Annotated in this window: 22 protein-coding genes and 1 tRNA gene; 10 read left to right on the top strand and 13 right to left on the bottom strand. The window is 71.0% G+C overall.

The window, feature by feature from the left end; all coding sequences use genetic code 11:
- Positions 1-65: 65 nt before the first annotated feature.
- Positions 66-1127: a hypothetical protein gene (locus G5C51_RS05155; RefSeq protein WP_165232365.1), complete on the bottom strand. Its 1062-nt coding sequence runs from the start codon at positions 1125-1127 to the stop codon at positions 66-68.
- A 148-nt stretch (positions 1128-1275) separates the two neighbouring features.
- Positions 1276-3867: an aminopeptidase N gene (gene pepN / locus G5C51_RS05150; protein WP_165232362.1), complete on the bottom strand. Its 2592-nt coding sequence runs from the start codon at positions 3865-3867 to the stop codon at positions 1276-1278.
- A 123-nt stretch (positions 3868-3990) separates the two neighbouring features.
- Between pepN and G5C51_RS05145 the strand changes: the two genes are divergently transcribed.
- Entirely contained in the window at positions 3991-4716 is a 726-nt protein-coding gene (locus tag G5C51_RS05145) for a hypothetical protein (RefSeq protein WP_165232359.1), read from the top strand.
- On the opposite strand, the gene G5C51_RS05140 is transcribed toward G5C51_RS05145, so the two are convergent.
- A complete protein-coding gene (locus tag G5C51_RS05140) occupies positions 4631-6043 on the bottom strand; it encodes an amino acid permease (RefSeq protein ID WP_420824784.1) in 1413 nt (470 codons plus the stop codon). The two genes, G5C51_RS05145 and G5C51_RS05140, sit on opposite strands and share 86 nt — an antisense overlap.
- Positions 6044-6214: 171 nt before the next feature.
- Between G5C51_RS05140 and G5C51_RS05135 the strand changes: the two genes are divergently transcribed.
- Positions 6215-7471 (top strand): SLC13 family permease, encoded by a 1257-nt coding sequence (locus G5C51_RS05135; RefSeq protein ID WP_165232356.1) that lies wholly within the window; start codon positions 6215-6217, stop codon positions 7469-7471.
- 11 nt (positions 7472-7482) lie between these two features.
- Here G5C51_RS05135 and G5C51_RS05130 read toward each other — a convergent pair whose 3' ends face one another.
- Positions 7483-8637 (bottom strand): PP2C family protein-serine/threonine phosphatase, encoded by a 1155-nt coding sequence (locus tag G5C51_RS05130; RefSeq protein ID WP_165232353.1) that lies wholly within the window; start codon positions 8635-8637, stop codon positions 7483-7485.
- Positions 8638-8760: 123 nt separating this feature from the next.
- Here G5C51_RS05130 and G5C51_RS05125 point away from each other — a divergent pair, with 123 nt between their 5' ends.
- Entirely contained in the window at positions 8761-9984 is a 1224-nt protein-coding gene (locus G5C51_RS05125; RefSeq protein ID WP_165232350.1) for a GNAT family N-acetyltransferase, read from the top strand.
- Here G5C51_RS05125 and G5C51_RS05120 read toward each other — a convergent pair.
- Positions 9972-10778, bottom strand: a complete 807-nt coding sequence (locus tag G5C51_RS05120) for an Fpg/Nei family DNA glycosylase (RefSeq protein WP_165232347.1) — start codon at positions 10776-10778, stop codon at positions 9972-9974. The two genes, G5C51_RS05125 and G5C51_RS05120, sit on opposite strands and share 13 nt — an antisense overlap.
- Complete coding sequence (locus tag G5C51_RS05115; RefSeq protein WP_165232344.1) at positions 10778-11263, bottom strand: ribose-5-phosphate isomerase; 486 nt, start codon at positions 11261-11263, stop codon at positions 10778-10780. Before G5C51_RS05115 ends, G5C51_RS05120 begins: the two co-directional genes overlap by 1 nt.
- A 120-nt stretch (positions 11264-11383) precedes the next feature.
- Between G5C51_RS05115 and G5C51_RS05110 the strand changes: the two genes are divergently transcribed.
- On the top strand, positions 11384-12796 hold the full coding sequence (locus G5C51_RS05110) for an amino acid permease (RefSeq protein WP_206313421.1): 1413 nt from the start codon (positions 11384-11386) through the stop codon (positions 12794-12796).
- A gap of 111 nt (positions 12797-12907) precedes the next feature.
- Positions 12908-13507: a biotin transporter BioY gene (locus G5C51_RS05105; protein WP_165232341.1), complete on the top strand. Its 600-nt coding sequence runs from the start codon at positions 12908-12910 to the stop codon at positions 13505-13507.
- A gap of 231 nt (positions 13508-13738) precedes the next feature.
- On the opposite strand, the gene G5C51_RS05100 is transcribed toward G5C51_RS05105, so the two are convergent.
- Positions 13739-14905, bottom strand: a complete 1167-nt coding sequence (locus tag G5C51_RS05100; RefSeq protein WP_165232338.1) for a cation:proton antiporter — start codon at positions 14903-14905, stop codon at positions 13739-13741.
- 226 nt (positions 14906-15131) lie between these two features.
- On the opposite strand from G5C51_RS05100, the gene G5C51_RS05095 reads away from it, so the two are divergent.
- Both G5C51_RS05095 and G5C51_RS05090 read left to right on the top strand, forming a co-directional pair.
- Positions 15132-15947, top strand: coding sequence for an ABC transporter ATP-binding protein (locus tag G5C51_RS05095; protein ID WP_165232335.1), 816 nt, complete (start codon positions 15132-15134; stop codon positions 15945-15947).
- A complete protein-coding gene (locus tag G5C51_RS05090) occupies positions 15944-18439 on the top strand; it encodes an ABC transporter permease (protein WP_165232332.1) in 2496 nt (831 codons plus the stop codon). Before G5C51_RS05095 ends, G5C51_RS05090 begins: the two co-directional genes overlap by 4 nt.
- A gap of 85 nt (positions 18440-18524) precedes the next feature.
- Here G5C51_RS05090 and G5C51_RS05085 read toward each other — a convergent pair whose 3' ends face one another.
- Entirely contained in the window at positions 18525-19733 is a 1209-nt protein-coding gene (locus G5C51_RS05085) for an acyltransferase family protein (RefSeq protein ID WP_165232329.1), read from the bottom strand.
- 565 nt (positions 19734-20298) lie between these two features.
- Between G5C51_RS05085 and G5C51_RS05080 the strand changes: the two genes are divergently transcribed.
- From G5C51_RS05080 to G5C51_RS43690, 3 genes are all read left to right on the top strand, one after another.
- Positions 20299-20493 carry a hypothetical protein gene (locus G5C51_RS05080; RefSeq protein ID WP_165232326.1) on the top strand — a complete coding sequence of 65 codons (195 nt, stop codon included), beginning with the start codon at positions 20299-20301 and terminating at the stop codon, positions 20491-20493.
- An 82-nt stretch (positions 20494-20575) separates the two neighbouring features.
- The gene (locus tag G5C51_RS05075; protein WP_165232323.1) at positions 20576-22960 is read left to right on the top strand and encodes an ATP-binding cassette domain-containing protein; all 2385 of its coding nucleotides are present in this window, start codon (positions 20576-20578) and stop codon (positions 22958-22960) included.
- A gap of 57 nt (positions 22961-23017) precedes the next feature.
- Positions 23018-23140 carry a hypothetical protein gene (locus tag G5C51_RS43690; RefSeq protein WP_276617593.1) on the top strand — a complete coding sequence of 41 codons (123 nt, stop codon included), beginning with the start codon at positions 23018-23020 and terminating at the stop codon, positions 23138-23140.
- Positions 23141-23174: 34 nt separating this feature from the next.
- Here the strand turns inward: G5C51_RS43690 and G5C51_RS05070 are convergent, their stop codons facing one another.
- The 5 genes from G5C51_RS05070 to G5C51_RS05050 all read right to left on the bottom strand — a co-directional run bounded on the left by G5C51_RS05070 (position 23175) and on the right by G5C51_RS05050 (position 26333).
- A complete protein-coding gene (locus G5C51_RS05070) occupies positions 23175-24440 on the bottom strand; it encodes an MFS transporter (RefSeq protein ID WP_165232321.1) in 1266 nt (421 codons plus the stop codon).
- Positions 24437-25102 (bottom strand): ArsR/SmtB family transcription factor, encoded by a 666-nt coding sequence (locus G5C51_RS05065; protein WP_206313420.1) that lies wholly within the window; start codon positions 25100-25102, stop codon positions 24437-24439. Before G5C51_RS05065 ends, G5C51_RS05070 begins: the two co-directional genes overlap by 4 nt.
- Before the next feature lie 33 nt (positions 25103-25135).
- Positions 25136-25408: a hypothetical protein gene (locus tag G5C51_RS05060; protein ID WP_165232315.1), complete on the bottom strand. Its 273-nt coding sequence runs from the start codon at positions 25406-25408 to the stop codon at positions 25136-25138.
- Positions 25409-25462: 54 nt separating this feature from the next.
- A complete protein-coding gene (locus tag G5C51_RS05055; protein WP_165232312.1) occupies positions 25463-26074 on the bottom strand; it encodes a hypothetical protein in 612 nt (203 codons plus the stop codon).
- 185 nt (positions 26075-26259) lie between these two features.
- Positions 26260-26333, bottom strand: a tRNA-Gly gene (locus G5C51_RS05050).
- Positions 26334-26418: the final 85 nt, after the last annotated feature.

The raw sequence follows: 26418 nt of genomic DNA, 5'->3' as shown, positions 1-26418 counted from the left end.
TGAGCATGCCAGGACAATGGACGGGGAGGGAGGGCCAGTCGCGGATGACGGCGCTGGTCCACTTGCTACCTCGGCAGCACCACGACATAAGCCGCGGGCTCCCGCTCCGACGCCGCCAGCAGCGCGGCCCGTACGACCTCGGCCTGCTGCTCCAGCGCCTCCCGCAGCTTCTTCGGCGTCACGTGCACGACCGTGATGCCCAGCCGCTCCAGCGTCTCCCGCTTGCGCGCGTACTCCGACCACAGCGCGTCGTCGTCCGTCCGCGGCGAGCGCGCGTCGATCTCCAGGGCCACCGCGTGCTCGGGCCAGTACGCGTCGAGCCCGCCCAGCGGCGGTCCGCCCGGCAGCCGCAGGTCCACGTTCCACAGCGGGTCCGGCAGCGCGTGCAGCCGCACCATCTCGTAGAGCCGGTTCTCCGCCATGGCCCGGCCCTCGGCGATGAGGGTGTCGACGGCGTCGACCACGTGCGACCGCGACAGCAGCCGCGCCTGCGTCAACTCCCGTACCACGGCGGCCGCTTCGCAGTGGCCGCCGCGCACCGCCTCGGTGAGCAGCCGACGCACGGCCGCCGCGTCGGTGAGCTGCCCGACGGCGTCCGCGAGCGCCCGCGGCACCGGCGCGACGGGCAGGTCGGTGACGTTCAGCGGCCGCGGCAGGGCGTGCGCCCGCACGATGTGCACATGCTCGGTCGAGCGCAGCCGCCGGGTGCGCGGCACCAGCACGTCGATCCGGTCGATGGCGGGCAGCGGCGGCGCGGTGGCGAAGCCGTGCAGGGTCAGCGCGGCGAGGCCGGTGATCATGGCATCGCCGTACGGATTGGGCCGGCGGCCGCCGCGGTCGGCGGGCGCGCTCTGCGCCGGTACGGACCCGCGCGGCCCGGCGCCGGCCGGGACCCGCCCGGCGTACAGCAGCACCGCGTGCAGCCGCTCCTCGCCGGTGGGCGGCCCGGAGTGCAGTAGGTACACGCCGGGCAGCAGCTGCTGCCAGGGGCCGCCGGGCCGGCAGCGCTCCGCCGCGAGGGCGGCGGTGATGCCGTGCTCGCGGAGCTGGCGGGCGGAGAGCACCCGGCGCTGGGCGCCGGAGAGCTCGTTGAGGGGGCGGGGGCTCAGGGGGGTGTTGTGGTTCATGCGCCCTGGATTCCCGGCTCCGACCGGCCCCCTAACCGCTGTTACACGTCCGTCGACAAAACCGGACAGCCCGGCACTAAAGGGCAAGCGTTCGACTGCCGATCAGCGTTGCCCGAACGGCCTAACGATCGAGGTCACGCGATCGAGGTCAGACCCTCGCGTCGCAGCGCTGCGCGCGCAGCGCCCGCGCCAGGTCGTCCCGCGATTCGAGCACCAGCCGCCGCAGCGCCGGGGGAGCGGAGGGGTGTTCCGCCAGCCAGCTGTCCGTCGCGGCCACCGTCTCCGCGCTGTCCTGCAGCCCCGGATACAGCCCGCGCACCACCGCCATGCCGATCTCGATCGACCGGTCGCGCCAGAGCCGCTCGATCACGTCGAAGTACTGGCCGGCATACGGCGCCAGCAGCCCGCGCTGCTCCGGCTGCGCCCAGCCGGAGATGGTGGCCTCGGTCAGGGCGTTGGACAGCTCGTCCGAGTCGACGACGTCCGCCCAGGCCTTCGCCTTGACCTCGGCCGACGGGCGGGCGGCGAGGCAGCGGGTCTCCCAGCGCTTGCCGGACGCGGTGTTGTCGCGGGAGAGCTCGGCCGCGATCCGCGAGGCGTCGGCGCGGCCCTTCGCCGCCAGGGTGAGCAGGAACGACCAGCGCAGCTCCTGGTCCACCTCGAGGCCGTCGATCCGGGCCTGGCCGTCCAGCAGCTGCTCGAGCAGCTGCAGTTCGGGCTCCGCGGTCGCCGTGGAGGCGAAGAAGCGGGCCCAGGCCAGCTGATGGTCGCTGCCCGGCGCCGCGCGGCGCAGCTCCCGCAGCGCCCCCTCGGCGGCCTTGGCCGCATACGCCTCGCGGTGCTCGGGCGCGGCATAGTGCGCCAGCGCATAACCGGCCTGCTGGTGCAGCGACTGCAGCACGCCGATCCCGCTCTCCTCGCCGGCGTACCGCAGCACCAGGTCGAGATAGTCGCCGGTCGGCATCAGCCCGTCCCGGGTCAGATTCCACACCGCGGACCAGCACAGCGCCCGCGCCAACGGGTCCTCGATCCGGCCGAGTTGCTCGCGGATCGTCCGCAGCGAGCGCTCGTCGAAGCGGATCTTGCAGAAGGTCAGGTCGTCGTCATTGACCAGCACCAGGTCCGGGGCGGTCTGCCCGACCAGCTCCGGCACCGTCGTGCGCGGCCCGGTGACGTCCACCTCGGCCTGGGCGTAGCGCACCAGCGCGCCGTCGGCGTCCCGGCGGTGGTAGAGCCCGACGCGGACGCGGTGCGGGCGCAGCTCGGGGTAAGCGTCGCTAGCCGGCTCCTGGTGCACCACCAGCTCCGTGACCCGGCCGCCCGCGTCACACGTCACCTGCGGCGTCAGCACATTGACCCCGGCGGTCTGCAGCCACGACCGGGACCAGGTCTTCATGTCCCGCCCCGAGGTCTCCTCCAGCACCGACAGCAGGTCGGCCAGCCGCGTATTGCCGTAGGCATGCCGCTTGAAGTACCGCCGCGCGCCCTCCATGAAGGCGTCCTGGCCGACATACGCCACCAGCTGCTTCAGCACGCTCGCGCCCTTGGCGTACGTGATGCCGTCGAAGTTGAGCTTGGCGTCCTCCAGGTCGTGGATGTCCGCCGTGATCGGGTGGGTGGTGGGCAGCTGATCGGCCCGATAGGCCCACGCCTTGCGCTGGTTGGCGAAGGTGATCCAGGCGTCCTTGAAGCGGGTGGCGCGGGCGAGCGCCAGGGCGCCCATGAAGTCCGCGAAGGACTCCTTCAGCCACAGGTCGTCCCACCACTCCATGGTCACCAGGTCGCCGAACCACATGTGGGCCATCTCGTGCAGGATGACGTTGGCCCGGCGCTCGTACGACGCCTCGGTCACCTTGCCGCGGAAGACGAACTCCTCCCGGAACGTGACCAGTCCGGGGTTCTCCATCGCGCCGATGTTGTACTCCGGCACGAAGGCCTGGTCGTACTTGCCCCAGGGATACGGGAAGTCGAAGGCGTCGTGGAAGAAGTCCAGGCCCTGCTTGGTGACCGTGAAGATGTCGTCCGGGTCGAAGTGCTTGGCGAGCGACTTGCGGCACAGCGCGCCCAGCTTGATGTCGAGCGAGCTGCCGTCGTCGAGGGTGCGCTGATAGCGGTCGTTGACGTAGTAGTACGGCCCGGCGGCCACCGCCGTGATGTACGTGGAGATCGGCTTCGTCGGCTCGAAGTGCCAGGTGGCCGAGGCGTCGTGGTGCTGCTCGGGGGCGCCGCGCTGCTCGCCGTTGCTCAGCACCAGCCAGTCGCTCGGGGCGGTCACCGAGAAGGTGAAGGGGGCCTTCAGGTCCGGCTGCTCGAAGTTGGCGAAGACGCGGCGGGCGTCGGCCGGTTCGTACTGCGTATAGAGATAGACCTCGCCGTCCTCCGGGTCGGCGAAGCGGTGCATCCCCTCACCCGTACGGCTGAAGGCGCACTGGGCGTCCACGACCAGCACATTCTCGGCCTGCAGCCCGTCCAGCTGGATGCGGGAGCCGTCGAAGACGGCCGCCACGTCGAGGCTGGTCCCGTTCAGCTGCACCGACTGGACGTACGGCGCGATCAGGTCGACGAAGGTGGCGGCGCCGGGGCGGGCGCAGCGGAAGCGGATGGTGGTCTGCGAGCGGAACGGCTGCGGGCCCACCGGGGCGACGGCCGGGCGCAGGTCCAGATCCACCTCATAGCCGTCCACGGTGAGCAGCTCGGCTCGCTGCTGGGCTTCCTCGCGGGTGAGGTTTTCACCGGGCACGACCGCTCCTAAATCTCAGCTGGCTTCGTCTCGCCTGTCGGACGATAAGAATCATGTCACGCACTGCTGACAGCCGCCGCTCCCGAGATGCCGTATCGCCCGCGGTCACCTAGCTTCCGGGCTATGGACGACCCCGTTGGAATACAGGCGATACCCCCGCTGGGCCGCGACGGCGGCCGCGCCGAGCCGTATCTGACCGGCGACGTCGCCGCCGCCCCGTACGGCAGCACGCTCCCCCGGCTGCGTGACCATCTGGTCCGGCTGTCCTGCCGCGTCATGGCGGGGCTGTGGCGGGCCATGGGGCTCCGGCACGCGGCCGGGATGCTGCGGCATTACGCGGGCGGCACCGGGCTCCCGTACCGGGCGGACGCGGCCTCGCTGATGGCCGTACCGGCGGCGCAGGAGGCGGTGGCCGAGCAGCTGGCGCGCTGGCGGGCGGAGGCGCTGCAGCGGTGGGCCGAGGAGGGCCGCGGGGAGAAGATCTACCGGGCCGACAGCGGCTGGCGCAGCCTGGTCATCGACCGCGCCGCCAGCCTCGACTGGTGGCTGGCGCTGCGCGGCCTGAGCTACCGCCTGGCCGGCACGGCGCACGTCGGCAGCGACGGCACGGTGACCGTCGACCACCGCTTCCAGGTGCACAAGAGCTGGAACTTCGACCACGGGGAAGCCGAGTACGGCATCCCGTTCTCGCCCTTCGCGCGGCTGCACGAGGCCGGCATCGCCCGCGAGTACGAGGTGATCGGCGAGGTCGACGGCCTCAGCTTTACGCGGCCGGTGCCCGGCGCCGCCGCCGGGCGTCGCGCAGCAGACCCAGCGCCGACAGTGCGATCGCCGTCGCACCCGTCGTGATCAGCTCGGCGCGCCCGTTCGGGGTACGCGCCATCAGCACCAGGATCGCCGCGATGGCGGCCAGCGCCAGCCAGGTGAGGTACGGGAACGCCCACATCTTCACCGTCAGCTGCTCCGGTGCCTCGCGCTCGTAACGCCGGCGCAACCGCAGCTGGGCGACGGCGATGAAGCCCCAGACGACCAGCACCGTGGCGCCGACCATGTTCAGCAGCCACTTGAAGAGGGTGTCGGGGAACCAGTAGGCGAGCAGCACGGCCGCGAAGCCGAAGGAGCAGGTGGCGGCGACGGCGCGGGCGGGGACGCCGGCGCGGTTGCGGGGCTTGAGCGCCCGCGGGCCCTGGTCGCGCTCGACCAGGGAGTGGGCCATCCGGGACGCGCCGTAGACGCAGGCGGCCATGGCGGAGACCAGGGCGAAGAGGATGACCACGTTCATGATCTGGCCCGCGCCCGGGACACCCAGGTGGTCGAGCGTGGCCACGAACGGGCCCTTCGCCGCCACCTCCGGGTCGTTCCACGGCAGCACCGTGACGGCCACCAGCATGGAGCCGATGTAGATCACCGCGATGGCGGTCATCGAGGTCTTGATCGCCTTGGCGACGTCGCGGCGCGGGTTCTCGCCCTCGGCGGCCGCGATGGTGGCGTTCTCCAGGCCGCCGTACGCGAAGGCGGACGCGATCAGCGCGGTGATCAGGCCGTCGCTGCCGTGCGGCAGGAAGCCGTGGCCCGCGCCGGTCAGATTGGCCGTACCGGCGGCGTCATTGCCCAGCAGGCCGAAGGCGGCGAGGGCGCCCAGCGCGAGGAAGAGGAAGATCGCGACGATCTTGACGCCGGCGAGCCAGTACTCGACCTCGCCGAACTTGGCGGCGACGGCCAGGTTCGCGCCCAGGACCAGCACCATGAGGACGGCCACCCACATCCACGGCTCGGTGCCGGGCAGCCAGCCGGTGACGATGTCGGCGGCGCCCATCGCCTGTGCGGCCACGGCGACGCTCATCAGCATCCAGTACATCCAGCCGGCGGTCAGGCCCGCCCAGGGGCCCATGGCGCGCTCGGCGTGGGTGGAGAAGGAGCCGGAGGACGGGTGCGCGGCGGACATCTCGCCGAGCATCCGCATGATCAGCATGACGAGGGCGCCGCCGATGGCGTACGCGAGCACGATGGCGGGCCCGGTGCCGGCGATGCCCTGGCCGGAGCTGACGAAGAGCCCCGCGCCGATGACGCCGCCGAGGGCGATCATCGTCATGTGGCGGGACTTAAGGCTGTGGGCCGGCGCCGGGCCGGTGGTGCCGCCGGCGGCGGTGGGCCTCTCGGCCAGGGTGGTCGGCATGCGCTCTTCCGGTGGTACGGGAGTGACCTCCCAAGCCTGCCCGCCGGGCGGCGGTGCGGCTGCGGGCGTAGGTCACCCGGCTGCGGGCCATAGGTCCCCGGGTTCCGCCGCCGGAGCGCCGTGGCGCCGTATCCTCGCCGGCGGATCGCGTGCCAGGGGAAGGGTCTGACCTTGAACACCTCGCTCGCGGAGGTCCTGTCCGCCGTCCTGCTGCTGGCGGTGCTGGCCTGCGCGGTCATCCGGCCCTGGGGCCGGTCGGAGGCGCTCTTCGCCGTCCCGGCCGCCGGGCTGGTCGTCGCCACCGGGGCGATCAGCCTCGACCACGCGGGGGAGGAGGCCGCCCGGCTGGGGCCGGTGATCGGCTTCCTGGCCGCCGTGCTGGTGATGGCCCAGCTGTGTGCGGACGAGGGCCTGTTCCAGGCCTGCGGCGCGTGGATGGCCCGTACCGCCGCGGGGCGCCCGCGCCGACTGCTGGCGCAGGTGTTCGTGACGGCGTCGCTGATCACGGCGGTCCTCAGCCTGGACGCCACGGTGGTGCTGCTGACGCCGGTGGTGTTCGCCACCGCCACCCGGCTGGGCGCCCGCCCCAAGCCGCATGTCTACGCCTGCACCCACCTGTCGAACAGCGCCTCGCTGCTGCTGCCGGTCTCCAACCTCACCAATCTGCTCGCGTTCGCCGCGAGCGGCCTGAGCTTCACCCGCTTCGCCGCCTTGATGGCCCTGCCCTGGCTGGTCGCCATCGGCGTCGAATACGTGGTCATCCGCCGGTTCTTCGCCGCCGACCTGGATGCCGGGGCCGCGGCCGCGCTTCCGTCCGGGCCCTCTGAGGTGCCGGTGTTCGCGCTGGTCACGGTGGCGGGCACGCTGGCCGGCTTCGTGGTGGCCTCCGTACTCGGGATCGACCCCGCGTGGGCGGCAGCGGCGGGCGCGGTGCTGCTGGCCGGCCGCGCCCTGGCCAGGGGCCGTACCACCCCGATGGCCATCGTGAGAGCGGCGGCGCTGCCGTTCTGCGCCTTCGTGCTGGCGCTGGGCATCGTGGTCCGCGCGGTCGTCGACAACGGCCTCGCCGACGGACTGGGGCACCTGGTCCCGGACGGCACCGGGCTGTTGGCGCTGCTCGGCATCGCGGCGCTGGCCGCCGTGCTGGCCAACGTGATCAACAACCTGCCCGCCGTCCTGGTGCTGCTCCCGCTGACCGCCCCCAGCGGTCCCGGTGCCGTCCTCGCCATGCTGCTCGGGGTGAACATCGGCCCCAACCTGACCTACGCCGGCTCCCTGGCCACGCTGCTGTGGCGGCGCATTGTGCGCGCCCACGACACCGATGTGGAGCTGGGCGAATTCACCCGCCTCGGCGCCCTCACCGTGCCCGCCGCCCTGCTGCTCGCCGTGCCGGCGCTGTGGGCCTCACTGCACGTGCTCGGAGCCTGAAGCCGCGACCGTCAGTCCCGGCAGATCAGCAGCAGCGCCCGGTCGTCCCGTACGTCCTTGGCGACCGCCTCGATCAGATGCCACGCCGCCCCGCGGAAGCTCGTGCTCGCGTACTTGTCCGCCTCGCCCGTCAGCCGGTCGATGCCCTCCGTCAGGTCCCGGTCCGGGCTCTCCACCAGCCCGTCCGTGAAGAGCATCAGCACGTCGCCGGGCCGCAGCGTGCCCTTCACCGGGTCGAAGTGCGCCCCGTCCAGCACGCCCAGCAGCGGGCCGTCCGCGGTCTTCTCCTCCCAGACCCCGGTGCCCTTGCTCAGCTGCAGCCCGGGTACGTGCCCGGCCGACAGCAGCTCGTAGTCGCCGGACTCCAGGTCGAGGACCAGATGGACCGACGTGGCGAAGCCCTCGTCCCAGGACTGGCGGAGGAGGTAGCCGTTCGCCGCCGGGAGGAAGTCGTGCGGCGGCAGCGAGCCCAGCAGGCCGCCGAAGGCGCCGGACAGGAGCAGTGAGCGCGACGCGGCGTCCATGCCCTTGCCCGAGACGTCCGTCAGGACGACCTCCAGGATCTGGCCGCGCTGCGTCCTGGCGGCGACCACGAAGTCGCCGGAGAAGGACTGGCCGCCGGCCGGGCGCAGTGACATCTCGGCATGCCAGCCGCGCGGCAGCCGCGGCAGCTTGCTCTGCACGCGGATGCGTTCGCGCAGGTCGAAGAGCATGGTGCCGCCGCGCAGCCAGGGCACGCCGACCCGGCTGCGGAACTGCGCGATGGTCAGCCCGGTGAGCCCCACCGCGGCGACCACCAGCACCGTGCCTGGCGTCACCCGGGCCGGGCCCTCCTTGTACGGGCCGAGCACCACCGTCTCCACTATCAGCGCGGCCGCCGCAGCGGCGTACAGCGCCAGCAGGCTCGCGGGCCGCAGCACCAGGCCGCCGACGATCACCGGCAGCACCAGCGCGGACGCGGAGATCCACTCGGGTGCGGTGATGGTGCCCAGCGCGATGGCCGGCACCGAGGCGAGCAGCACGACGAAGGCGATCCAGTCGGAGCCGTCCCCGCGGAAGTAGTCGACGCCGGAGCGGCGCACACTGATGCGGACCCGGTGGAAGGACTTCCGCCACCGCGCCACGGGGGACTTCTCCGCTCCCCCTGCGCCCGCACCACGTGCCATGCCCCGGGACCCTATCCACCCGATCGGCGACGCGTCGATTCGCGGCGCGCCGTCCGTGCTTTGCCCCGAAATCGTATGCGAATTGGCGTGCGCCAGGGTGAATTCCCCTGTTACGGATAGGGGATGACGATTGAGCTGCGGGAACTGCGAGCGGACGGCGTGGCCGACTGGTTCGGCACCGCGATGACGGCCTTCGGCGGCGTGCAGATGCCGGAGGAGAAGCGCGGCGGCTGGCTGCGGGTGATCGAGCCGGAGCGGTCCATCGCCGCCTGGGACGAGAGTCAACTGGTGGGCACCACAGGGGCGTACAGCTTTCGTATGGTGGTGCCCGGCGGCGCCCTCGTGCCGACCGCCGGCGTGACGTTTGTCACGGTGCTGCCCACGCACCGCAGGCGCGGGCTGCTGACGTCCATGATGCGGCGGCAGTTGGACGACGTGCGCCAACGCGGCGAGCCGCTGGCCGCGCTGCTCGCCTCGGAGCCGGACATCTACGGGCGATTCGGCTACGGCGCCGCCACCCAGGTCCTCTCCGCGGAGATCGACACCGCCCGGGTCACGCTGCGGATGCCCGAGGGAGCGGACGCGGTACGTATCCGCTTCGCGGACCCCGAGGAGTCGCTCGCCGCCTGCGAGACCGTCTACGAGCGCCTGCTGTACTCCCGCCCGGGCACCCTGGCCCGGCCGCCCGGCTGGGCCGAGAAGCAGCTCAGCGACATCGCCCCGGCCCCCGGCCAGTCGCAGCTCCAGGCCGTGCTGGCGACGACGGACGACGGCGAGGTGGCCGGCTACGCCCGCTACACGGTCACGCCGCAGAACCACAGCGGCGAGGGCACCGTCACCGCGCACGCCGTCCAGGCGCTGACCCCGGCGGCCGAGGCGGCGCTGTGGCGCTACCTCTTCGGCATCGACCTCACCTCGGTCGTGCGCACCCGCGCCACCCCCGTGGACGCCCCCTGGCAGCACCTCGTCTCGGACATCCGCCGCTGCGGCGTCTCCTACGGCGACGGCATGTACGTACGCATCGTCGATGTCCCCGGCGCCCTCGAGGCGCGTACGTATCTCACCCCGGTCGACGTCGTCCTGGACGTGACCGACCTCTTCTGCCCCTGGAACGAGGGCCGTTGGCGGCTGTTCGGCGACTCCTCGGGAGCCTCCTGCAAGCGCACGGAGGACCCGGCGGACCTGGCGCTCTCGGCGCGCGAGCTGGGCGCGGCGTACCTCGGCGGCGTCTCGCTCACCGCGCTGGCCGGCGCCGGGCGGGTCACGCCGCTGCGGGAAGGGGCCCTCGCCCAGGCGTCAGCGGCCTTCGGGAGCCATGTCGCGCCCTGGTTCCCTCACGGCTTCTGACAGCCGGGGCACCAGAAGAGGTTGCGGGCGGCGAGCTCCGCGGTGCGGATCTCGCTGCCGCAGAGGTGGCAGGGCATGGCCGCCCGGCGGTAGACGTACACCTCGCCGCCGTGATCGTCCACGCGCGGCGGGCGGCCCATCGCCTCAGGAGTGTGCTCGGGCCGTACGGTGTCGATCCGGCCGCTGCGCACGCCCTCGCGCATGAGGGCGACGAGGTCGGACCAGATCGCCTGCCACTCGTCCGCGCTCAGATCGCGGCCCGGCCGGTACGGGTCGATGCGGTGCCGGAAGAGCACCTCGGCGCGGTAGACGTTGCCGACGCCGGAGATCACCTTCTGGTCCATGAGCAGGGTGGCGATGGGCGTACGGGACCGGGAGATCCGCTCCCGGGCCTGCCCGCCGTCCCCGCCCCGCAGCGGATCGTCGCCGAGCCGGGCGTGCAGGGCGTCCTTCTCGCCGTCGGTGATCAGCTCGCAGGCGGTCGGCCCGCGGAGGTCGGCGTAGGCCGACCCGGTGAGGAGCCGCAGCCGCACCTGCCCGACGGGCGCCGGCGCGGGACCGTCCCCGAAGGTGACCTTCCCGTACAGCCCCAGGTGGATGTGGACGTGCCCCACCGCGGCGAAGTCCAGGAAGAGATGCTTGCCGTGGGCGTCGGTGCCGGTGAGGCGGGCGCCGTCCAGCAGCGCCGCGCCATCGGCGAACTTGCCCTGCGGGCTGGCGGCCCGCAGCACCCGGCCGGCGAACCGGATGCCGTACTCGGCCGCCAGCCGGTGGATCGTGTGACCCTCGGGCATCAGCTCTGCGGGTGGTGCGCGGGGACGTCCGGCAGCTTGCCCGTCTCCTCGTACGCGCTGAGCATGTCGATGCGGCGCTGGTGGCGCTCCTCGCCCGTGAACGGGGTGGACAGGAAGGCCTCGACAAAGCTCGTCGCCTCCTCGAGGGTGTGCTGGCGGCCGCCGATGCTGATCACGTTGGCGTTGTTGTGCTCGCGCGCCAGCTTCGCGGTGTCCAGGTTCCAGGCCAGCGCCGCGCGGGCGCCCTTGACCTTGTTGGCGGCGATCTGCTCACCATTGCCGGAGCCGCCGATCACGATGCCGAGGCTGCCCGGGTCCGCCACGGTGCGCTCGGCGGCGCGCAGGCAGAACGGCGGGTAGTCGTCGACGGCGTCGTAGATCAGGGCACCGCAGTCCACGGGCTCGTGGCCGTTGGCCTGCAGCCACTCGACGAGGTGGGCCTTGAGTTCGAATCCGGCATGATCGCTGCCGAGGTAAACGCGCATGGGCATGAGTTTGCCAGACCGGCGGAAGACAACGATCCGGAGACGGCCCTTCCGTTTGATCGCCCCCACAAGATCTAATCGTCCGGCTCGTCACCCGAGGCGCGAAGGAAATCCCCCCATATGAGCGTGCACACACGCGAAGAGGCCACCAAGACCGGCGATCCCGGCCCCGACGGCCTCAAAGCAGGGCTCAAGAACCGCCACCTGTCCATGATCGCCATCGGCGGTGTGATCGGCGCGGGCCTGTTCGTCGGCTCCAGCGCCGGCATCGCCAAGGCCGGCCCCGGCATCCTGATCAGCTACGCCCTGGCCGGCCTGCTGGTCGTCCTGGTCATGCGGATGCTCGGCGAGATGGCCGCGGCCAGCCCCGCCTCCGGCTCCTTCTCGGAGTACGCGGACCGGGCCCTGGGCCGCTGGGCCGGCTTCACCATCGGCTGGCTGTACTGGTTCTTCTGGGTCGTGGTGCTCGCCGTCGAGGCGACCGCGGCCGCGCAGATCCTCACCGAGTGGATACCCGCGGTCCCGCAGTGGTCGTGGGCGCTGCTGGTGATGGTGATCCTGACCGTCACCAACCTCGCGTCGGTGGGCTCGTACGGCGAATTCGAGTTCTGGTTCGCCGGCATCAAGGTCGTCGCGATCGGCGCCTTCATCGTGATCGCCGGCCTCGCCGTCTTCGGCATGCTGCCCGGCACGGACATGGCCGCACCCGGCACCGGGAATCTGACCGGACATGACGGCTTCCTGCCCAACGGGCCAGGGGCGATCCTCTCCGGCATGCTGCTGGTCGTCTTCTCCTTCATGGGCAGCGAGATCGTCACCCTCGCCGCGGGCGAGTCGGCGGAGCCGGCCAAGATGGTCTCCCGCGCCACCAACTCCGTGATCTGGCGGATCGGCATCTTCTACCTGGGCTCGATGGCCCTGGTCGTCACCCTGCTCCCGTGGGACTCGAAGAAGCTCGAGGACCAGGGCTCGTACGTGGCGGCGCTGAACCAGATCGGCATCCCGCACGCCGGCACCATCATGGACGTGATCATCGTCACGGCGGTGCTGTCCTGCCTCAACTCGGGCCTGTACACCGCCTCCCGGATGGCCTTCTCGCTCGGCAAGCGCGGCGACGCGCCGGCGGCCTTCGGGCGTACGAACAAGCGCGGCGTCCCGGCCGCGGCGATCTGGGCGTCGGTGGCCTTCGGCTTCGTCGCGGTGATCTTCAACTACACATCCCCGGAGACGGTCTTCACCTTCCTGCTGAACTCCTCCGGCGCGGTCGCGCTCTTCGTCTGGCTGGTCATCTGCCTGTCGCAGCTGCGCTACCGGAAGATCATCGAGCGGGAGATGCCGGAGCGGCACACGGTGAAGATGTGGCTCTTCCCGTATCTGACGTACGCGACGATCGGGCTGATCCTCTTCGTGATCGGCTACATGTTCTACGACAAGGACGGCCGCGAGCAGATGATCATGTCCGTCGTGGTCGGGGCGCTGGTCCTGGTCCTCGGCGTGGTGCTGCAGCGCCGCCGCGTGAAGCAGTTGTCGTAACACGACGACGCGGGCCGCCGGCTCTTGGCGGCAGCCCGCGTCCCGTCCCGGAGCAAGCCTCCGTTAACGTCGCAGAGTCCCCGTAAGAACACCCTCACCGCCGGAGCACCGATGAGCAGCAACGCCGCTATTACGAGCCCGGGCAGCGTCCTCGCCGACGTCCTGCCCGCCACCACCGCCACCCGCGCCCGCGTCCGCGACGCCGCGCTCGTCATCGGCGGCGCCGCGCTCACCGGCGTCTGCGCGCAGATCTCGCTCCCGGTGCCCGGCTCCCCGGTCCCGGTGACAGGCCAGACCTTCGCCGCGCTGCTGGTCGGCGCGGGCCTCGGCGCGCAGCGCGGCTTCCTCGCGCTGGCGCTGTACGCCCTCGCGGGCGCGGCGGGCATGCCGTGGTTCGCCGAGGCGTCGTCCGGCGTCGGCATGCCGTCGTTCGGTTACGTGCTGGGCATGCTGCTCGCCGGCACGGTCGTCGGCGCGCTGGCCCGCCGCGGCGGCGACCGGAACGTGTGGCGCACGCTCGGCACGATGGCGCTGGGCAGCGCGATCATCTACGCGATCGGCGTGACGTACCTGGCGCTGGCGCTCAACGTGTCGCTCTCGCAGGCGATCGCCATGGGCCTGACCCCGTACCTGCTGGGCGACGCCCTGAAGGTCGCGCTCGCCATGGGCGCCCTCCCGGCCGCCTGGAAGCTGGCCGGCCGCAAGGGCTGAACCCCCGGAGGGGGCGGGCCCAGGGCCTGTCTTACGGATCTTGCCGGGTCCCGCGCCGCCCGGCACGCACCCTCGCCGCACGGAGCCACCGGACCGGTGGCTCCGCCACAGGACCGGCGACACCGCACGCCGAGGCCACGCACCGGACGACGCTCCGGTGCCGCACTCAGGCCGCATGCTCAGCCGCTCGTGGCATACCCGTGCTCGCCGACAAGATCCATAAGACAGGCCCTACTTGCCCGCCCCCACCAGTTCCGGCTGCGGCTCGCCCGGGCGGACCCGCGCCAGCCAGTCGGAGCGGCCCGCCGCCAGCGGGCCGAGTACCGCGAGCACCAGGACGTACCCCGCGATGAACGGGGACAGCCGCGGGTTCAGGCCCGCGCTCGCCGCCATCGTGGCGAGGATCAGCGCGAACTCGCCGCGCGCCAGCAGCGTCGTCGCGACCCGGCCGGCCGGCCCGCGGCCGAAGTCGTACATCTTGGCCGTCGCCAGTCCGGCCAGCACATTCATGACGATGGTCAGCGCCACCGCGATCGCCACCGGACCGGCCACCGAGGGCAGATCCCCTGGATCGATCGACAGCCCGAAGGCGAAGAAGAAGATCGCGCCGAAGGCGTCCCGCAGTGGATGCACCAGCGTCATGATCCGCTTTGCGGAGGTCGTGCTGCCCAGCATCAGGCCGACCATGAAGGCGCCGATCGCGTCGGCCACCCCGAACCATTCCGACACCCCGGCCACCAGCACGGCGGCGCCGAGGAACGAGATGACGAGGAGTTCGTTGTCGCGGGTGTCGAAGAGCCGTCCGATGATCTTCGTGCCGTAGCGGGCGGCCGCCGCTAGCAACAGCAGGAAGGCCAGCGCCTTCGCCGCCTTGAGGGCCGCGTCGCCGGGCCCGTTCGTGCCGGACAGCAGCGGCTGCAGGATCGCCAGGTAGACGGCCAGGAACACGTCCTCGACCACGATGATGCCGAGGATTGGCTTGGTCTCGGGCGAGCCGACCCGGCCCAGGTCCACGAGGATCTTCGTCACGATCGCGGACGACGAGATGCCGAGCACTCCGGCGAGGACGAGGGCCTCGCGGGTGCCCCAGCCGGTCAGGAAGCCGAAGGCGAGTCCGGCGCCGACGTTGAGCAGGAGGTACGTGCCACCTGCCAGCGCCATCCGCCGGCCGCCCTGCTTCAGGTCGTCCATGTGGAATTCGAGGCCCAGGTAGAAGAGGAGCAATACCAGGCCGAGCGCGGAGAGCATCTCCAGGTCGTGCGGGTCGGCGACCAGGACGAAGCCGGGGGTGTTGGGGCCGAGCAGGATGCCGGCCAGGATGAACAGGGGGATCGTCGGCAGTCCGATGCGGCCGCCCAGACGGGCGAGCAGGGCGGCGGCCACGAAGGCGCCGCCCATCGCTATCAGTGTGTCGGCGTGTCCGATGCTTTCACTCCCAAAGAGTCGTTGGTCCTGCGAAGCAGGGGACGGACGTCTTTACTTAGTTTACCTTACAACTGTTGGTGGCCCCCTCGATTCGGGACGGCCTCGGGTTTTCCCCACCCCCGATCCGCCAGCAGCCGCCATGGTCCGTAAAGACCGTGATCCGTAGCTTCGAGATATCGGCTCGAAGAGAGGACACGACATGGGGCTGCGCCGCAGCAAGCGACAGAAGGCGGACGAAGGGCCGGAGGTCACGGGTACCCCCGGCCTCGCCGTCGAACTGCGCGGCGTCCGGCGGCAGTACGGGCGGGGGAGCGGTGCGGTGCATGCGCTGGCGGGTGTCGATCTGGCGCTGCCGCGGGGGACTTTTACCGCGGTGATGGGTCCTTCGGGGTCGGGCAAGTCCACGTTCTTGCAGTGCGCGGCCGGGCTGGACCGGCCGACTGCCGGGTCGGTGCGGCTGGGTGGCACCGAGATCACCGGGATGAAGGAGAACGAGCTCACTGAACTGCGGCGGAGTCGGCTGGGGTTCGTGTTCCAGGCTTTCAATCTGCTGCCGTCGCTGACGGTTGAGCAGAATGTGCTGCTGCCGATGCGGCTGGCGGGACAGCGGCAGGACCACCGCCTTGCCGGCGAGGTGCTGAATCGGGTCGGGCTGGCCGACAAGGCGAGGCGCCGTCCGGGCGAGCTGTCCGGTGGTCAGCAGCAGCGGGTGGCCATTGCCCGCGCGCTGGTGACCAGCCCGGATGTGGTCTTCGCCGACGAGCCGACGGGTGCATTGGACACCGGCACCGCTGCGGAGGTCCTTGGGCTGCTGCGGCATGCGGTGGATCAGCTGGGTGCCACCGTCGTGATGGTCACGCACGACCCGGCCGCGGCCGCGTGGGCGGACCGCGTGCTCTTCCTCGCCGACGGCACCTTCGCCGGCGGTCTGGACCGCGGCTCCGCGGAGCAGATCGCGGCCCGGATGACGGCGCTCACCGGCCGCGCGGGCGTCATGGCGGGTGCGGCGGCATGAAGCTGGCCCCTAACGGCCTTGCCCGCGCGGCCGTCCGCTTCAAGCCCGCGTCCTTCGCGGGCACGTTCGTCGCGCTGCTGATGTCCGCGCTGATCGTCTCGGCGTGCGGGATTCTCCTGGAAACGGGTCTGCGTGCGTCCGTGCCGGCCGAGCGGTACGCGAAGGCGCCGGTTGTCGCGGCCGCGGATCAGTACGAGCGCCTCGTCACGGGCAGCGGCGAGGACCGTACGGAGGAGGCGACCCCGCTGCCGGACACGGCGCGGGTGGACGCCGGGCTGGCCGCGAAGGCCGCCCAGGCGCCGGGGGCGAAGTCTGCGGTTCCGGACTTCACGTTCCCGGTACGGGCCGGGGACGGCGCGCTCACCGCGCACGGCTGGGGCTCGCACGCCTTCACCGGCACCGCGCTCACCTCCGGCAGCGCGCCCCGTACCGGCGAGGTCGTGCTCGACGCGGCCGCCGCCCGTACCGCAAAGGCCGGCGTCGGCGACACGGTCGCCCTCAACACCGCCGCCGGGCAGCGGGACTTCCGCGTCGCGGGCGTGGCCAAGGTAGGGCCGGGGGATACGGCCCGTAGCGCCGGCCCCACCGCCTGGTTCGCCGACGCCCAGGCCCCCACGCTCGCCGGACACCCCGGCAAGGCGGATGCCATTGCCGTCCTCGCCAAGGACGGCACGAAGGCCGACACCCTCGCGGACGGCGTCGAGAAGGCCCTGTCCGGCTCCGGCGCCAAGGTGCACACCGGCACCGACCGCGGCGCCGTCGAGGACCCGGGCCTCGGCTACGCCAAGGAGATGCTCGCCGGGATCGGCGGCTCCTTCGGCGGCATCGCCACCATGGTCGCGGTCTTCACCGCGGCCGGAACGGTCGCCCTGTCGGTCTCCCAACGGGCCCGCGAATACGCGCTGCTGCGCGCCATCGGTGCCACCCCGCGGCAGATCCGCCGCGCGGTCGCCTCGGAAGCGCTGCTCGTCGCCCCACTCGCGGGCATCCTCGGCACCCTGCCCGGCATCGGGCTCGCGCACTGGTGGTTCGGGCAGTTGCAGGACCGCGGCGCCATCCCCGAGGCCGTCCAGGTCCATGTCTCCTGGATTCCGCTCCTCGTCGCCGTCGGTGCCGGGCTGCTCACCGCGCTCGGCGCCGGCTGGATGGCGGGGCGGCGGCCCGCGAAGATCAAGCCGGGACAGGCCCTCACCGAGGCGTCGGTGGAGCGGCTGCGGCCCGGCATCATCCGTACGACGCTGGGCATCGGCGCCCTGGTCGGCGGCGGGTTCTTCACGAGCGTCGCCGCCGGTGAGGCGGGGGAGGACGCGGCCAACGCCGCGCTCGGCGTCGTGATGTGCTTCATGTTCGCTGTCGCGCTGCTCGGCCCGCTGGTGGCGCGGCTGTGCGCGGGCCTCTTCGGCCTGCCGCTGCGCGGCGCGGGCGCGGCCGCCTCGCTCGCGGCCGCCAACTCCCGCAGCAACTCCCGCCGTCTCGCCTCCGCGATCACCCCGATCGTGCTGGCCATGGCCTTCGCCTCGACGCTGGTCTTCATGCATACGAGCGAGAGCCACGTCGCGGACAAGCAGCTGCGCGCGGGCATCACCGCCGACCACGTGGTCACCGACCCGGCCGGGCTCCCGGTCGACACGGCGGAGCGCGCCGCCCGGGCGCCGGGCGTCGACGCGGCCGTCGGCGTGCTGAACACGCAGGTGCTGGTCCCGGTCGGCTCCGGCGGCGGCAGGTGGCTGCAGGGCTCGGCGGCCCAGGGCGTCACCGGCTCAGGGGCCGAGCTTGCGAAGGTGCAGGACCTGGACGTAACGGAAGGCAGCCTGGACCGGCTCGGCAAGGGCCGTATCGCCATCGACAAGACCCTGGCGACCTCGGCGAAGGTCGAGGTCGGCGACCGGATGCCGCTCTACCTCCCCGACGGCACCAAGGAGAGCCCCGAGGTCGTCGCGGTCTACGGCCGCGGCCTCGGCATCGCCACGGTGACCATGGACCGGGCATCGCTGGCCGGGCACGTCACGTCCGGCTTCGACAGCACCCTGCTCGTACGGGGCGGGGACGCCGCGTCGCTCAAGGACCTGGGCGAGGTCACCGACGCCTCCGGCTACGCCACCGAGCAGAGCCTCGACGCCAAGACGAACGCCTGGGCCAACTACACGATGGCCGGTGTCCTCGGCGGCTTCGCCGCCATCGCCGCCGTCAACACCCTGGTGATGACGGTCCTGGACCGCCGCCGCGAGCTGGGCACGCTGCGTCTCGTCGGCACCACGCGCCGCCAGGTGATGCAGATGCTCCGCTGGGAGGGCCTGCTGGTCTCCACGGTGGGCATCGTCCTCGGCTCCGCGATCGCCGCGGCCACGCTGATCCCGATGATGCGCGGCCTGACCGGCGAGGGGCCGTACGTGCCCCCGCTGATCTACGGATCCTTCGTGGCGGCCGCGGGCGGCCTGGCGCTGCTCGCGGTCACGCTGCCGGCGCGGGAGGCGCTGCGCCGCTGGTCGTAGCGGACGGGCATGCGGGCGGGCATGCGGGCGGGCGTGAGTAAGGGGCGGAAGCCAATGGCTCCCGCCCCTTACTGCACATCAGGCCTCAGAGCAGCGAGCGCATCTTGCCGCGGTGGTTCTTCGCCTCCGCCTTCTTGCCGGCGTCCTTCTTGAAGGCCCAGTCCATCTTGGGCTCCATCGCCCAGCGGAAGGCGCGCTGGAACGGTGGCGTACAGAGGAAGGTGATCAGGCCCGCGGCGAGGAAGGTCACCACGATCGCGCCCAACGGGGTGTGGACCCAGTCGTTCTCCTCGTACCAGCCCCAGAAGCGCGAGCCCTTCGCGATGAAGCCGTGCAGCAGATAGCCGTACAGCGTGCCCGCGCCGAGCACCGTGAACCACATCTTGCGCCGCGGCACCCAGGCGAAGAAGCAGGCGCACAACACCATCGAGGCGCCGAAGAGGGCGAGCGTCATCACGCCGCCGTACCAGGCGTGCGGGGCCTGCAGCTCCTGGGCGGAGTCGCGGCGGTAGAACCAGGCGGCGCTCATCCGGGGGGCCGCCCAGTAGGCGACCAGCAGCGCGACGGCGAAGACCGGCATCGACAGGAAGCGGCCGCGCCAGCTGTGCACCAGCTGGAAGTGCTCAGGCTTGAGGAACAGGCCGATGACGAAGAACGGCATGAACTGGAGCACCCGCTGCAGGTCCAGGTCATCGCCGATCTCCGGGCTCATCGCGGCGAGGGCGGCGATCGCCAGCGCGAGCGGGACCGGCCACTTGATCACGCGCCAGATGGGGGTGGTGACCCGCCAGACGAACAGGGCGATCAGGAACCAGGTCAGATACCAGGGGTCCAGGATGCTGAAGGCATAGCCCGGGTCGTCGTCCGCGTACCGCTTGAAGAGGGTGTATGCGATCTCGAACAGGATGTACGGCACCAGCACGCCGGTGACCAGGCGCTGGATCCGCTTGCCGGTCATGTCGAAGTTCCGCGACATGAAGCCGGAGATCATGATGAACGCCGGCATGTGGAAGGCGTACACGATCATGTACAGGGCGGCGGCGGCCCTGCTGTCGTCGCGCAGCGGCTCCCACGCGTGCCCGCAGGCGACGAGGACGATCGCCAGGTACTTCGCGTTGTCGAAGTACGGGTCGCGCCCCTTCGGCTTCGGCTTCTTCGCGGGCGGCCCGGCCTGCGCGGCGGCGTCCCCCTGGCCCGGGCGGGGCTGGTCGGGACGGCGGGTTGCTTCCGGGTGGGGGGCCGGGAAGCGGGTGTGGGCATCCGCAGGGGCATGCGGGTGCAGCGAGCTACTCACGGGCCCTCCTCCCGGGTGCCGGGGACTGAGGATCCGTGCCGCACTGCACGAGCGGGGGGGATAAAGGCAGCGGGGAACATCCCAGGAACCATAGCCTCCACGTGCCTCGGGAGTAAATTCAAAGTGGACTCATCTCACACTTGCCGTGTCGAGTGTCCGTTCGCCGCTGAATTACTCGTCTCCCGTACATGCCGATGACGTGCTGGGATCGGCACTTTGATCGGTTTTGTCCAACCTAAAAGGGACATAACCCCCGCGGAACCTGATCGCGATATGCCCGACTCATCGTGACTTGCCGGGCCGTGGTTGTATCTGCGACGCATCAACAGCGCGCCTTCTGCGGCGATCCCGGCGACGCTTCCGTTAATTCCCCGTGGCGTATTGGTGTGTACGGAAACGATCAGCTCGAAAATACCTGCCCAATGACCGCGGGGGGCGCGCGGGTCGGCCTGATTGCTCCGGCTGCCTACCACGCGCGCCGATTAATGGCAGGATGGAACGACGGGGTGGCGTACGGGCGGTGCGCCTCCTTGGGCGGCGTTGTTGGAGCAAGGGGTGATCAGGCGTGGCCATTTCACTGTCTGTGGTGCTGATGCTGGGCATCATCCTGGTTGTGCTCATGCGTGGCGGTTCGATCAAGGCCGGACCGGCCATCGTCGCGGTGCTCTTCGGCTTCTTCCTCGCGTCCACGGGCGCGGCCCCGGACATAAGGGACTTCCTCGACCAGCTCGCGGAGTCGATCAGCGCGGTCGGCTCGTAGCTCTGCGTCCCGGTCCGTACCGGTCCGTAAGCGGTCAGAAACCGAGAAGCATCGGCGCCGCGCCCCGCATAATCTGGTCGCCATGACCTCCAAGAAGACCACGGCCTCCGGACCGCATCCCGCCGACAGCCACGATCTGATCCGCGTGCACGGCGCCCGCGAGAACAACCTCAAGGACGTCGACGTCGAGCTGCCCAAGCGGCGGCTGACGGTGTTCACCGGGGTCTCCGGCTCCGGCAAGAGCTCCCTGGTCTTCGACACGATCGCCGCCGAGTCGCAGCGGATGATCAACGAGACGTACTCCACCTTCGTGCAGGGCTTCATGCCCACCATGGCGCGGCCCGAGGTCGATGTGCTCGACGGGCTGACCACCGCGATCACCGTCGACCAGCAGCGGATGGGCTCCGACCCGCGCTCCACGGTCGGCACCGCCACCGACGCCAACGCGATGCTGCGCATCCTCTTCAGCCGGCTCGGCAAGCCGCACGTCGGCCCATCCAGCGCGTACTCCTTCAATGTCGCCTCGGTGAGCGCCAGCGGCGGCATCACCGTCGACCGCGGCGGCGACAAGACCAAGACCGAGAAGGTCACCTTCACCCGCACCGGCGGCATGTGCACGCGCTGCGAGGGCCGCGGCAAGGTCACCGACATCGACCTCACCCAGCTCTACGACGACACCAAGTCGCTCGACGAGGACCCCTTCACCATCCCCACCTACACCGGCGACGGCTGGGTGGTGCGGGTGATCAGGGACTCCGGCTTCTTCGACCCGGCCAAGCCGATCGGCAAGTACACGAAGAAGGAGCGGCACGACTTCCTCTACCGGGAGCCGGTCAAGGTCAAGATCAACGGCGTCAATCTCACGTACGAGGGGCTGATCCCGAAGATCCAGAAGACCTTCCTGGCCAAGGACCGGGAGTCGATGCAGGCGCACATCCGGGCCTTCGTCGACCGGGCGGTCACCTTCCAGGAGTGCCCCGACTGCGACGGCACCCGCCTCAGCGAGGCGGTCCGGGCCTCGAAGATCAAGAAGATCTCGATCGCCGACGCCTGCCGCATGGAGATCCGGGACCTGGCCGAGTGGGTACGGGGGATCAAGGACTCCTCGGTGGCGCCGCTGCTGACCGCGCTGCAGCAGACCCTCGACTCGTTCGTCGAGATCGGCCTCGGCTATCTGTCGCTGGACCGGGCGTCGGGCTCGCTCTCCGGCGGCGAGGCCCAGCGCGTGAAGATGATCCGGCACCTCGGCTCCTCGCTCACCGACGTCACCTATGTCTTCGACGAGCCGACGGTCGGCCTGCACCCGCACGACATCCAGCGGATGAACAACCTGCTGCTGCGGCTGCGCGACAAGGGCAACACGGTGCTGGTCGTCGAGCACAAGCCGGAGGCCATCGCGATCGCCGACCACGTCGTCGACCTCGGCCCCGGCGCGGGTACGGCCGGCGGCACCGTGTGCTTCGAGGGCACGGTGGAGGGGCTGCGGAAGTCCGACACCATCACGGGCAAGCACCTGGACGACCGGGCGCGGCTGAAGGACACGGTCCGTAAGCCGACCGGCAAACTCGAGATCCGCGGCGCCACGGCGAACAACCTGCGCGACGTCGACGTGGACGTCCCGCTGGGCGTGCTGACGGTGGTCACGGGCGTCGCCGGCTCCGGCAAGAGCTCGCTGATCCACGGTTCCATCCCGGCCGCGGAAGGCGTGGTGGCGGTCGACCAGACCCCGATCCGCGGCTCCCGGCGCAGCAACCCCGCCACGTACACGGGCCTGCTCGAGCCGATCCGCAAGGCCTTCGCCAAGGCCAACGGCGTGAAGCCGGCGCTCTTCTCCGCCAACTCCGAGGGCGCCTGCCCGAACTGCAACGGCGCCGGGGTCATCTACACCGACCTGGCGATGATGGCCGGCGTCACCACCACCTGCGAGGAGTGCGAGGGCAAGCGGTTCCAGGCCGCGGTGCTCGAGTACCACCTCGGCGGCAAGGACGTCAGCGAGGTCCTCGCCATGCCGGTGACCGAGGCGGAGGAGTTCTTCGCCGCCGGCGACGCGAAGACCCCGGCCGCCCACAAGATCCTCCAGCGCCTCAAGGACGTCGGCCTCGGCTACCTCACCCTCGGCCAGCCCCTCACCACCCTCTCCGGCGGCGAACGCCAGCGCCTGAAGCTGGCCACGCACATGGGCGACAAGGGCGGCATCTACGTCCTCGACGAGCCCACCACCGGCCTCCACCTGGCCGACGTGGAACAACTCCTGGCGCTCCTGGACCGCTTGGTCGACTCCGGCAAGACGGTCATCGTCATCGAACACCACCAGGCCGTCATGGCCCACGCCGACTGGATCATCGACCTGGGCCCGGGCGCCGGCCACGACGGCGGCAAAATCGTCTTCGAGGGCACCCCGTCGACCCTGGTAAAGACCCGCTCGACCCTCACAGCCGAACACCTGGCGGAGTACGTGGACGCCTGAGCGACGTAGGATCCGGCGGCGTACTGCCGCCTACCGACGAGGTGAACGGGGACGTACATGGAACTCTTTCTTGCGAACACGGCCAGAGCGGCCGGGGCGACGGCGGGCCGCCTGTTCACGCTGATCCTGCTGGTGCTCCTGGTGGTCTACGTCATACGCCGCATACGCCGCCGCAAGTGACCGGCCGGAGCGGGGTGCCGGCCCGTCCCGTGGCTCACCGGCGGTACGCGGTGGCGACGATGGCGGGCAGCACGGCCAGGGCGAGGACGCCGCCGGCCAGGGCGAGTACGGGATAGCTCGCGGCAGCCACGACGAGGCCGGAGGCCATGCCGCCGGTGGCGCCGGCGATGGCGATGGAGACGTCGACCAGGCCCTGGGTCTTGGCGCGGGTGGCCAGCGGCACGGTGTCCGTGATGATCGCGGTGCCGGACACGAGGCCGAAGTTCCAGCCCAGGCCGAGCAGGGCCAGCGCCAGGGCGAGCAGGGCTACGGACTCACTGGGTGCTGACGCGGCAAGTACGCCCGCGGCCAGCAGGGTTGCGCCGGAGGCGGCGGCGATCTTCATGCGGCCGTAGCGGTCGACGAGCCAGCCGGTCAGCGGAGACGGCAGGTACATGGCGCCGATGTGGATGCCGATGACGAGGCCGGAGGCGGCGGTGGAATGGCCGTGGTCGTGCATGTGGACGGGCGTCATCGTCATGATCGCGACCATCACGAGCTGAGTCAGGACCATCACCAGTGCGCCCAGGAGTACGCCACCGGGAGCCTTCTCCGCGGGCTGCTGGGGTGACGTCGGACCGGTGCCGGCGGCGGCCTTGGCCGCGTGGGCGGCGTGCGCGCGGGCCAGGAGCAGCGGGTCGGGGCGCAGCCAGATGGTGAGGACAAGGGCGGCAAGAGCGTAGGCGGCGCCGGACAGCAGGAACGGGCCGGCCAGGTTGGGGATGCCGACGGTTTCGGCGAAAGTGCCCGTCGGCGAGGCGAGGTTGGGGCCGATGACGCCGCCGAGGGTGGTGGCGACCAGGACGGTGGAAACGGCACGGCCGCGGTGATCGGGGGTGGCGAGGTCGGCGCCGGCATAGCGCGCCTGGAGGTTGGTGGCGGTGCCGGCGCCGTAGACGAACAGGAAGAAGAACAGCAGCACCGGGTGGTCCGCGACCGCGGCGACGATGACGCCCGCGCTGCCGATGGCGCCGGTCAGGTACCCCGCGGCAAGTCCGGGGCGGCGGCCGCGGGCCTGGGAGATGCGGCCCACACCGACGGCGGCGAGCGCCGAGCCCGCGGTGAACAGGGCGCTGGGCAGCCCGGCGAGGCTGGTGGAACCGAGCATGTCCTGCGCCAGCAGCGCACCGACGGCGACACCGGCCGCCAGCCCGGCGCCGCTGAGGACCTGAGAGGCGACCAGGACGCGCAGGATGCGGCGCTGCGCCGCGGCGGGGGCGGATATGTCTGCGGGCGTGGCCAGGCCGGCCGTTTCGGTCACAGCAGGTCTCCGGCGTCAACGGGCATCTCGGACAGCCGCCACTCGAGCATGCCGTCGTTCAGGCGGACCGCGCGGCGGCCGCGGTCGGTCAGCAGCCGCACCGCGTCGTGGGCCAGCACGCAGTACTCACCCCGGCAGTAAACGACGACTTCCGTTTCCGCAGGGAGTTCGCCGATCCGCTCGGCCAGCTCGTCCACCGGGATGGACAGGGCGCCGGGGATGTGCCCGGCGAGGTACTCCTCCACCGGCCGTACATCCAGCACCACCGCCCGGCCGGATTCGATACGGGCCGCCAGCTCCGCCCGCGTGAGCTCCCGCGCGCCGTCGTCGCCGAGATAGGCGTCGCGAGCGGCGGGGACGGCGGCCTGGTGCGCCTCGGCCACCTTCCGCAGCAGCACGAACAGCTGGGCGACATCGTCGCCGGCGAGCCGGTAATGGATGCGCACCCCCTCGCGCCGGGTGGCGACGAAACCGGCCTGCTTGAGCGTCTGCAGGTGGGCGGAGGCCGTGGTCAGGTTCAGGCCCGCCGCCTTGGCCAGCGCGTCCACGGTGCGCTCGCCCTGCGCCAGCAGATCAAGCAACTCCAGCCGCTTCCCGCTGGCCAGGGCCTTGCCACTGGCCGCGAACGCGTCGTACAGCCGCGTTTTCGTGCTCTCCGCCATGGCTTCCTCCATGAATCCATGGATTATTGTAGTTCAGTCGAGGGAGCACGACCACGCGGTGGACCCCTCGATGAAGTACTCGACTTCGGGATCCAGTGGGGCGCACTCCAGGATCCCGGCCACTGCCGGCCAGGCCTCACGCGGCACCGGGTAGCTGTGCACGTACCAGGGATCGTCGGCGGCAGGCGGGACAACTGACCGCAATTTGACCAGCTGATCCTTGTTGATCGGGTGCTCACTGCAGAGCCATTCGTCCGCGCCGAAGCCCGCCAAGGCCCACTTCATACCGGGATCAGTAGAAGACATGCGCGGAGGCTACCCATCGCCGGTATGGCACGCAGAGGGATAACGACGACTGTGTCAGCTGGCCGCGTTCACATCAGGCTCGACGTGCTGCTCCGCGTTCGGGCAGGACCCGTCGTCTCTGAGGCGCGTGAAACAGCCTTCATGGAGTTCATCCCCGTCCTCGTCGCGAGAGATGGACAGGGATGCCCAGCAGTGTTCCTTGGTGAAGTCGGGGTCGAGTGGCCGTAGCCCAGACCGGAGGAAGCTCTTGCGCTGCTCCATCAGTTCTGGTTTGAGGTCCCCCCAGTCGGGACGGTCGCACTTCTGGAGCGGCTGCTCACTCATGATCCGCTCCAGGCAGGTGTTCTGCAGCCACTCGTACGCGCTGCGCAACGGCATGAACTTCGTGCGAGCCACACGGTGAACCGCCCGAGTATCGGCGGGATCACGCGAGATCTGCTCTGGGTCCTTGCCTAGGAAGCGGGCGAGCTGGACTCGACGCTCTTCGCGTCGTTGCCTGTCGTCGTCAGTCTCGCAGTGGAAGTTCCAGCGCTCATCCCGAACGTACAGTGCAACGGCCTCGCAGGCCTCGGTGCAGAAGATCCGTATCCTCCGAAGCCCCAAGTCGGGCAGCTTCTCCCCGCAGTTGCAGCAGAGTTCGGGGTCGAAGTACTTGAGATCAGGCATGGCGGCAGCGTAGGAGGGTCGGGCGGACGGCAACACCCTGGGCCAAAGCTCGACACTCATCACGGTTCGCGAAGCGCGAAACCTGACCGGTGTGGCACGTATGTGGCACGCGGAGGGGCAACGACCCTCAGAACGATCAAAGCCCCAGCCCGGCGATCATGTCGCTGAGCTGGGGCTTTGACTGCTGGAGCGGGCGACGGGAATCGAACCCGCGTAGCCAGTTTGGAAGACTGGGGCTCTACCATTGAGCTACGCCCGCGTGGGGTGCCGATCAGTTGCGGCACCGCGGGCATCGTAGCGGGTTCTGTGGGGGTCGCGCACACTCGTTCCGCTCGGGGCGGGCG

It is taken from the genome of Streptomyces coryli (assembly GCF_011044975.1).
Taxonomy (GTDB): domain Bacteria; phylum Actinomycetota; class Actinomycetes; order Streptomycetales; family Streptomycetaceae; genus Streptomyces; species Streptomyces coryli.
This window is presented reverse-complemented; position numbering and strand designations above follow the sequence as displayed.

Excerpts from the sequence above, each read along its gene's own strand:
- G5C51_RS05140 (WP_420824784.1), bottom strand. The coding sequence starts at position 6,043 with ATGCCGACCACCCTGGCCGAGAGGCCCACCGCCGCCGGCGGCACCACC.
- G5C51_RS43690 (WP_276617593.1), top strand. The coding sequence starts at position 23,018 with ATGGAACTCTTTCTTGCGAACACGGCCAGAGCGGCCGGGGCGACGGCG.
- G5C51_RS05145 (WP_165232359.1), top strand. The coding sequence starts at position 3,991 with ATGGACGACCCCGTTGGAATACAGGCGATACCCCCGCTGGGCCGCGAC.
- G5C51_RS05105 (WP_165232341.1), top strand. The coding sequence starts at position 12,908 with ATGAGCAGCAACGCCGCTATTACGAGCCCGGGCAGCGTCCTCGCCGAC.
- G5C51_RS05120 (WP_165232347.1), bottom strand. The coding sequence starts at position 10,778 with ATGCCCGAGGGTCACACGATCCACCGGCTGGCGGCCGAGTACGGCATC.
- G5C51_RS05065 (WP_206313420.1), bottom strand. The coding sequence starts at position 25,102 with ATGGCGGAGAGCACGAAAACGCGGCTGTACGACGCGTTCGCGGCCAGT.
- G5C51_RS05100 (WP_165232338.1), bottom strand. The coding sequence starts at position 14,905 with ATGGGCGGCGCCTTCGTGGCCGCCGCCCTGCTCGCCCGTCTGGGCGGC.
- G5C51_RS05125 (WP_165232350.1), top strand. The coding sequence starts at position 8,761 with ATGACGATTGAGCTGCGGGAACTGCGAGCGGACGGCGTGGCCGACTGG.
- G5C51_RS05055 (WP_165232312.1), bottom strand. The coding sequence starts at position 26,074 with ATGCCTGATCTCAAGTACTTCGACCCCGAACTCTGCTGCAACTGCGGG.
- G5C51_RS05095 (WP_165232335.1), top strand. The coding sequence starts at position 15,132 with ATGGGGCTGCGCCGCAGCAAGCGACAGAAGGCGGACGAAGGGCCGGAG.
- G5C51_RS05155 (WP_165232365.1), bottom strand. The coding sequence starts at position 1,127 with ATGAACCACAACACCCCCCTGAGCCCCCGCCCCCTCAACGAGCTCTCC.
- G5C51_RS05060 (WP_165232315.1), bottom strand. The coding sequence starts at position 25,408 with ATGTCTTCTACTGATCCCGGTATGAAGTGGGCCTTGGCGGGCTTCGGC.
- G5C51_RS05130 (WP_165232353.1), bottom strand. The coding sequence starts at position 8,637 with ATGGCACGTGGTGCGGGCGCAGGGGGAGCGGAGAAGTCCCCCGTGGCG.
- G5C51_RS05090 (WP_165232332.1), top strand. The coding sequence starts at position 15,944 with ATGAAGCTGGCCCCTAACGGCCTTGCCCGCGCGGCCGTCCGCTTCAAG.
- G5C51_RS05110 (WP_206313421.1), top strand. The coding sequence starts at position 11,384 with ATGAGCGTGCACACACGCGAAGAGGCCACCAAGACCGGCGATCCCGGC.
- G5C51_RS05075 (WP_165232323.1), top strand. The coding sequence starts at position 20,576 with ATGACCTCCAAGAAGACCACGGCCTCCGGACCGCATCCCGCCGACAGC.
- G5C51_RS05115 (WP_165232344.1), bottom strand. The coding sequence starts at position 11,263 with ATGCGCGTTTACCTCGGCAGCGATCATGCCGGATTCGAACTCAAGGCC.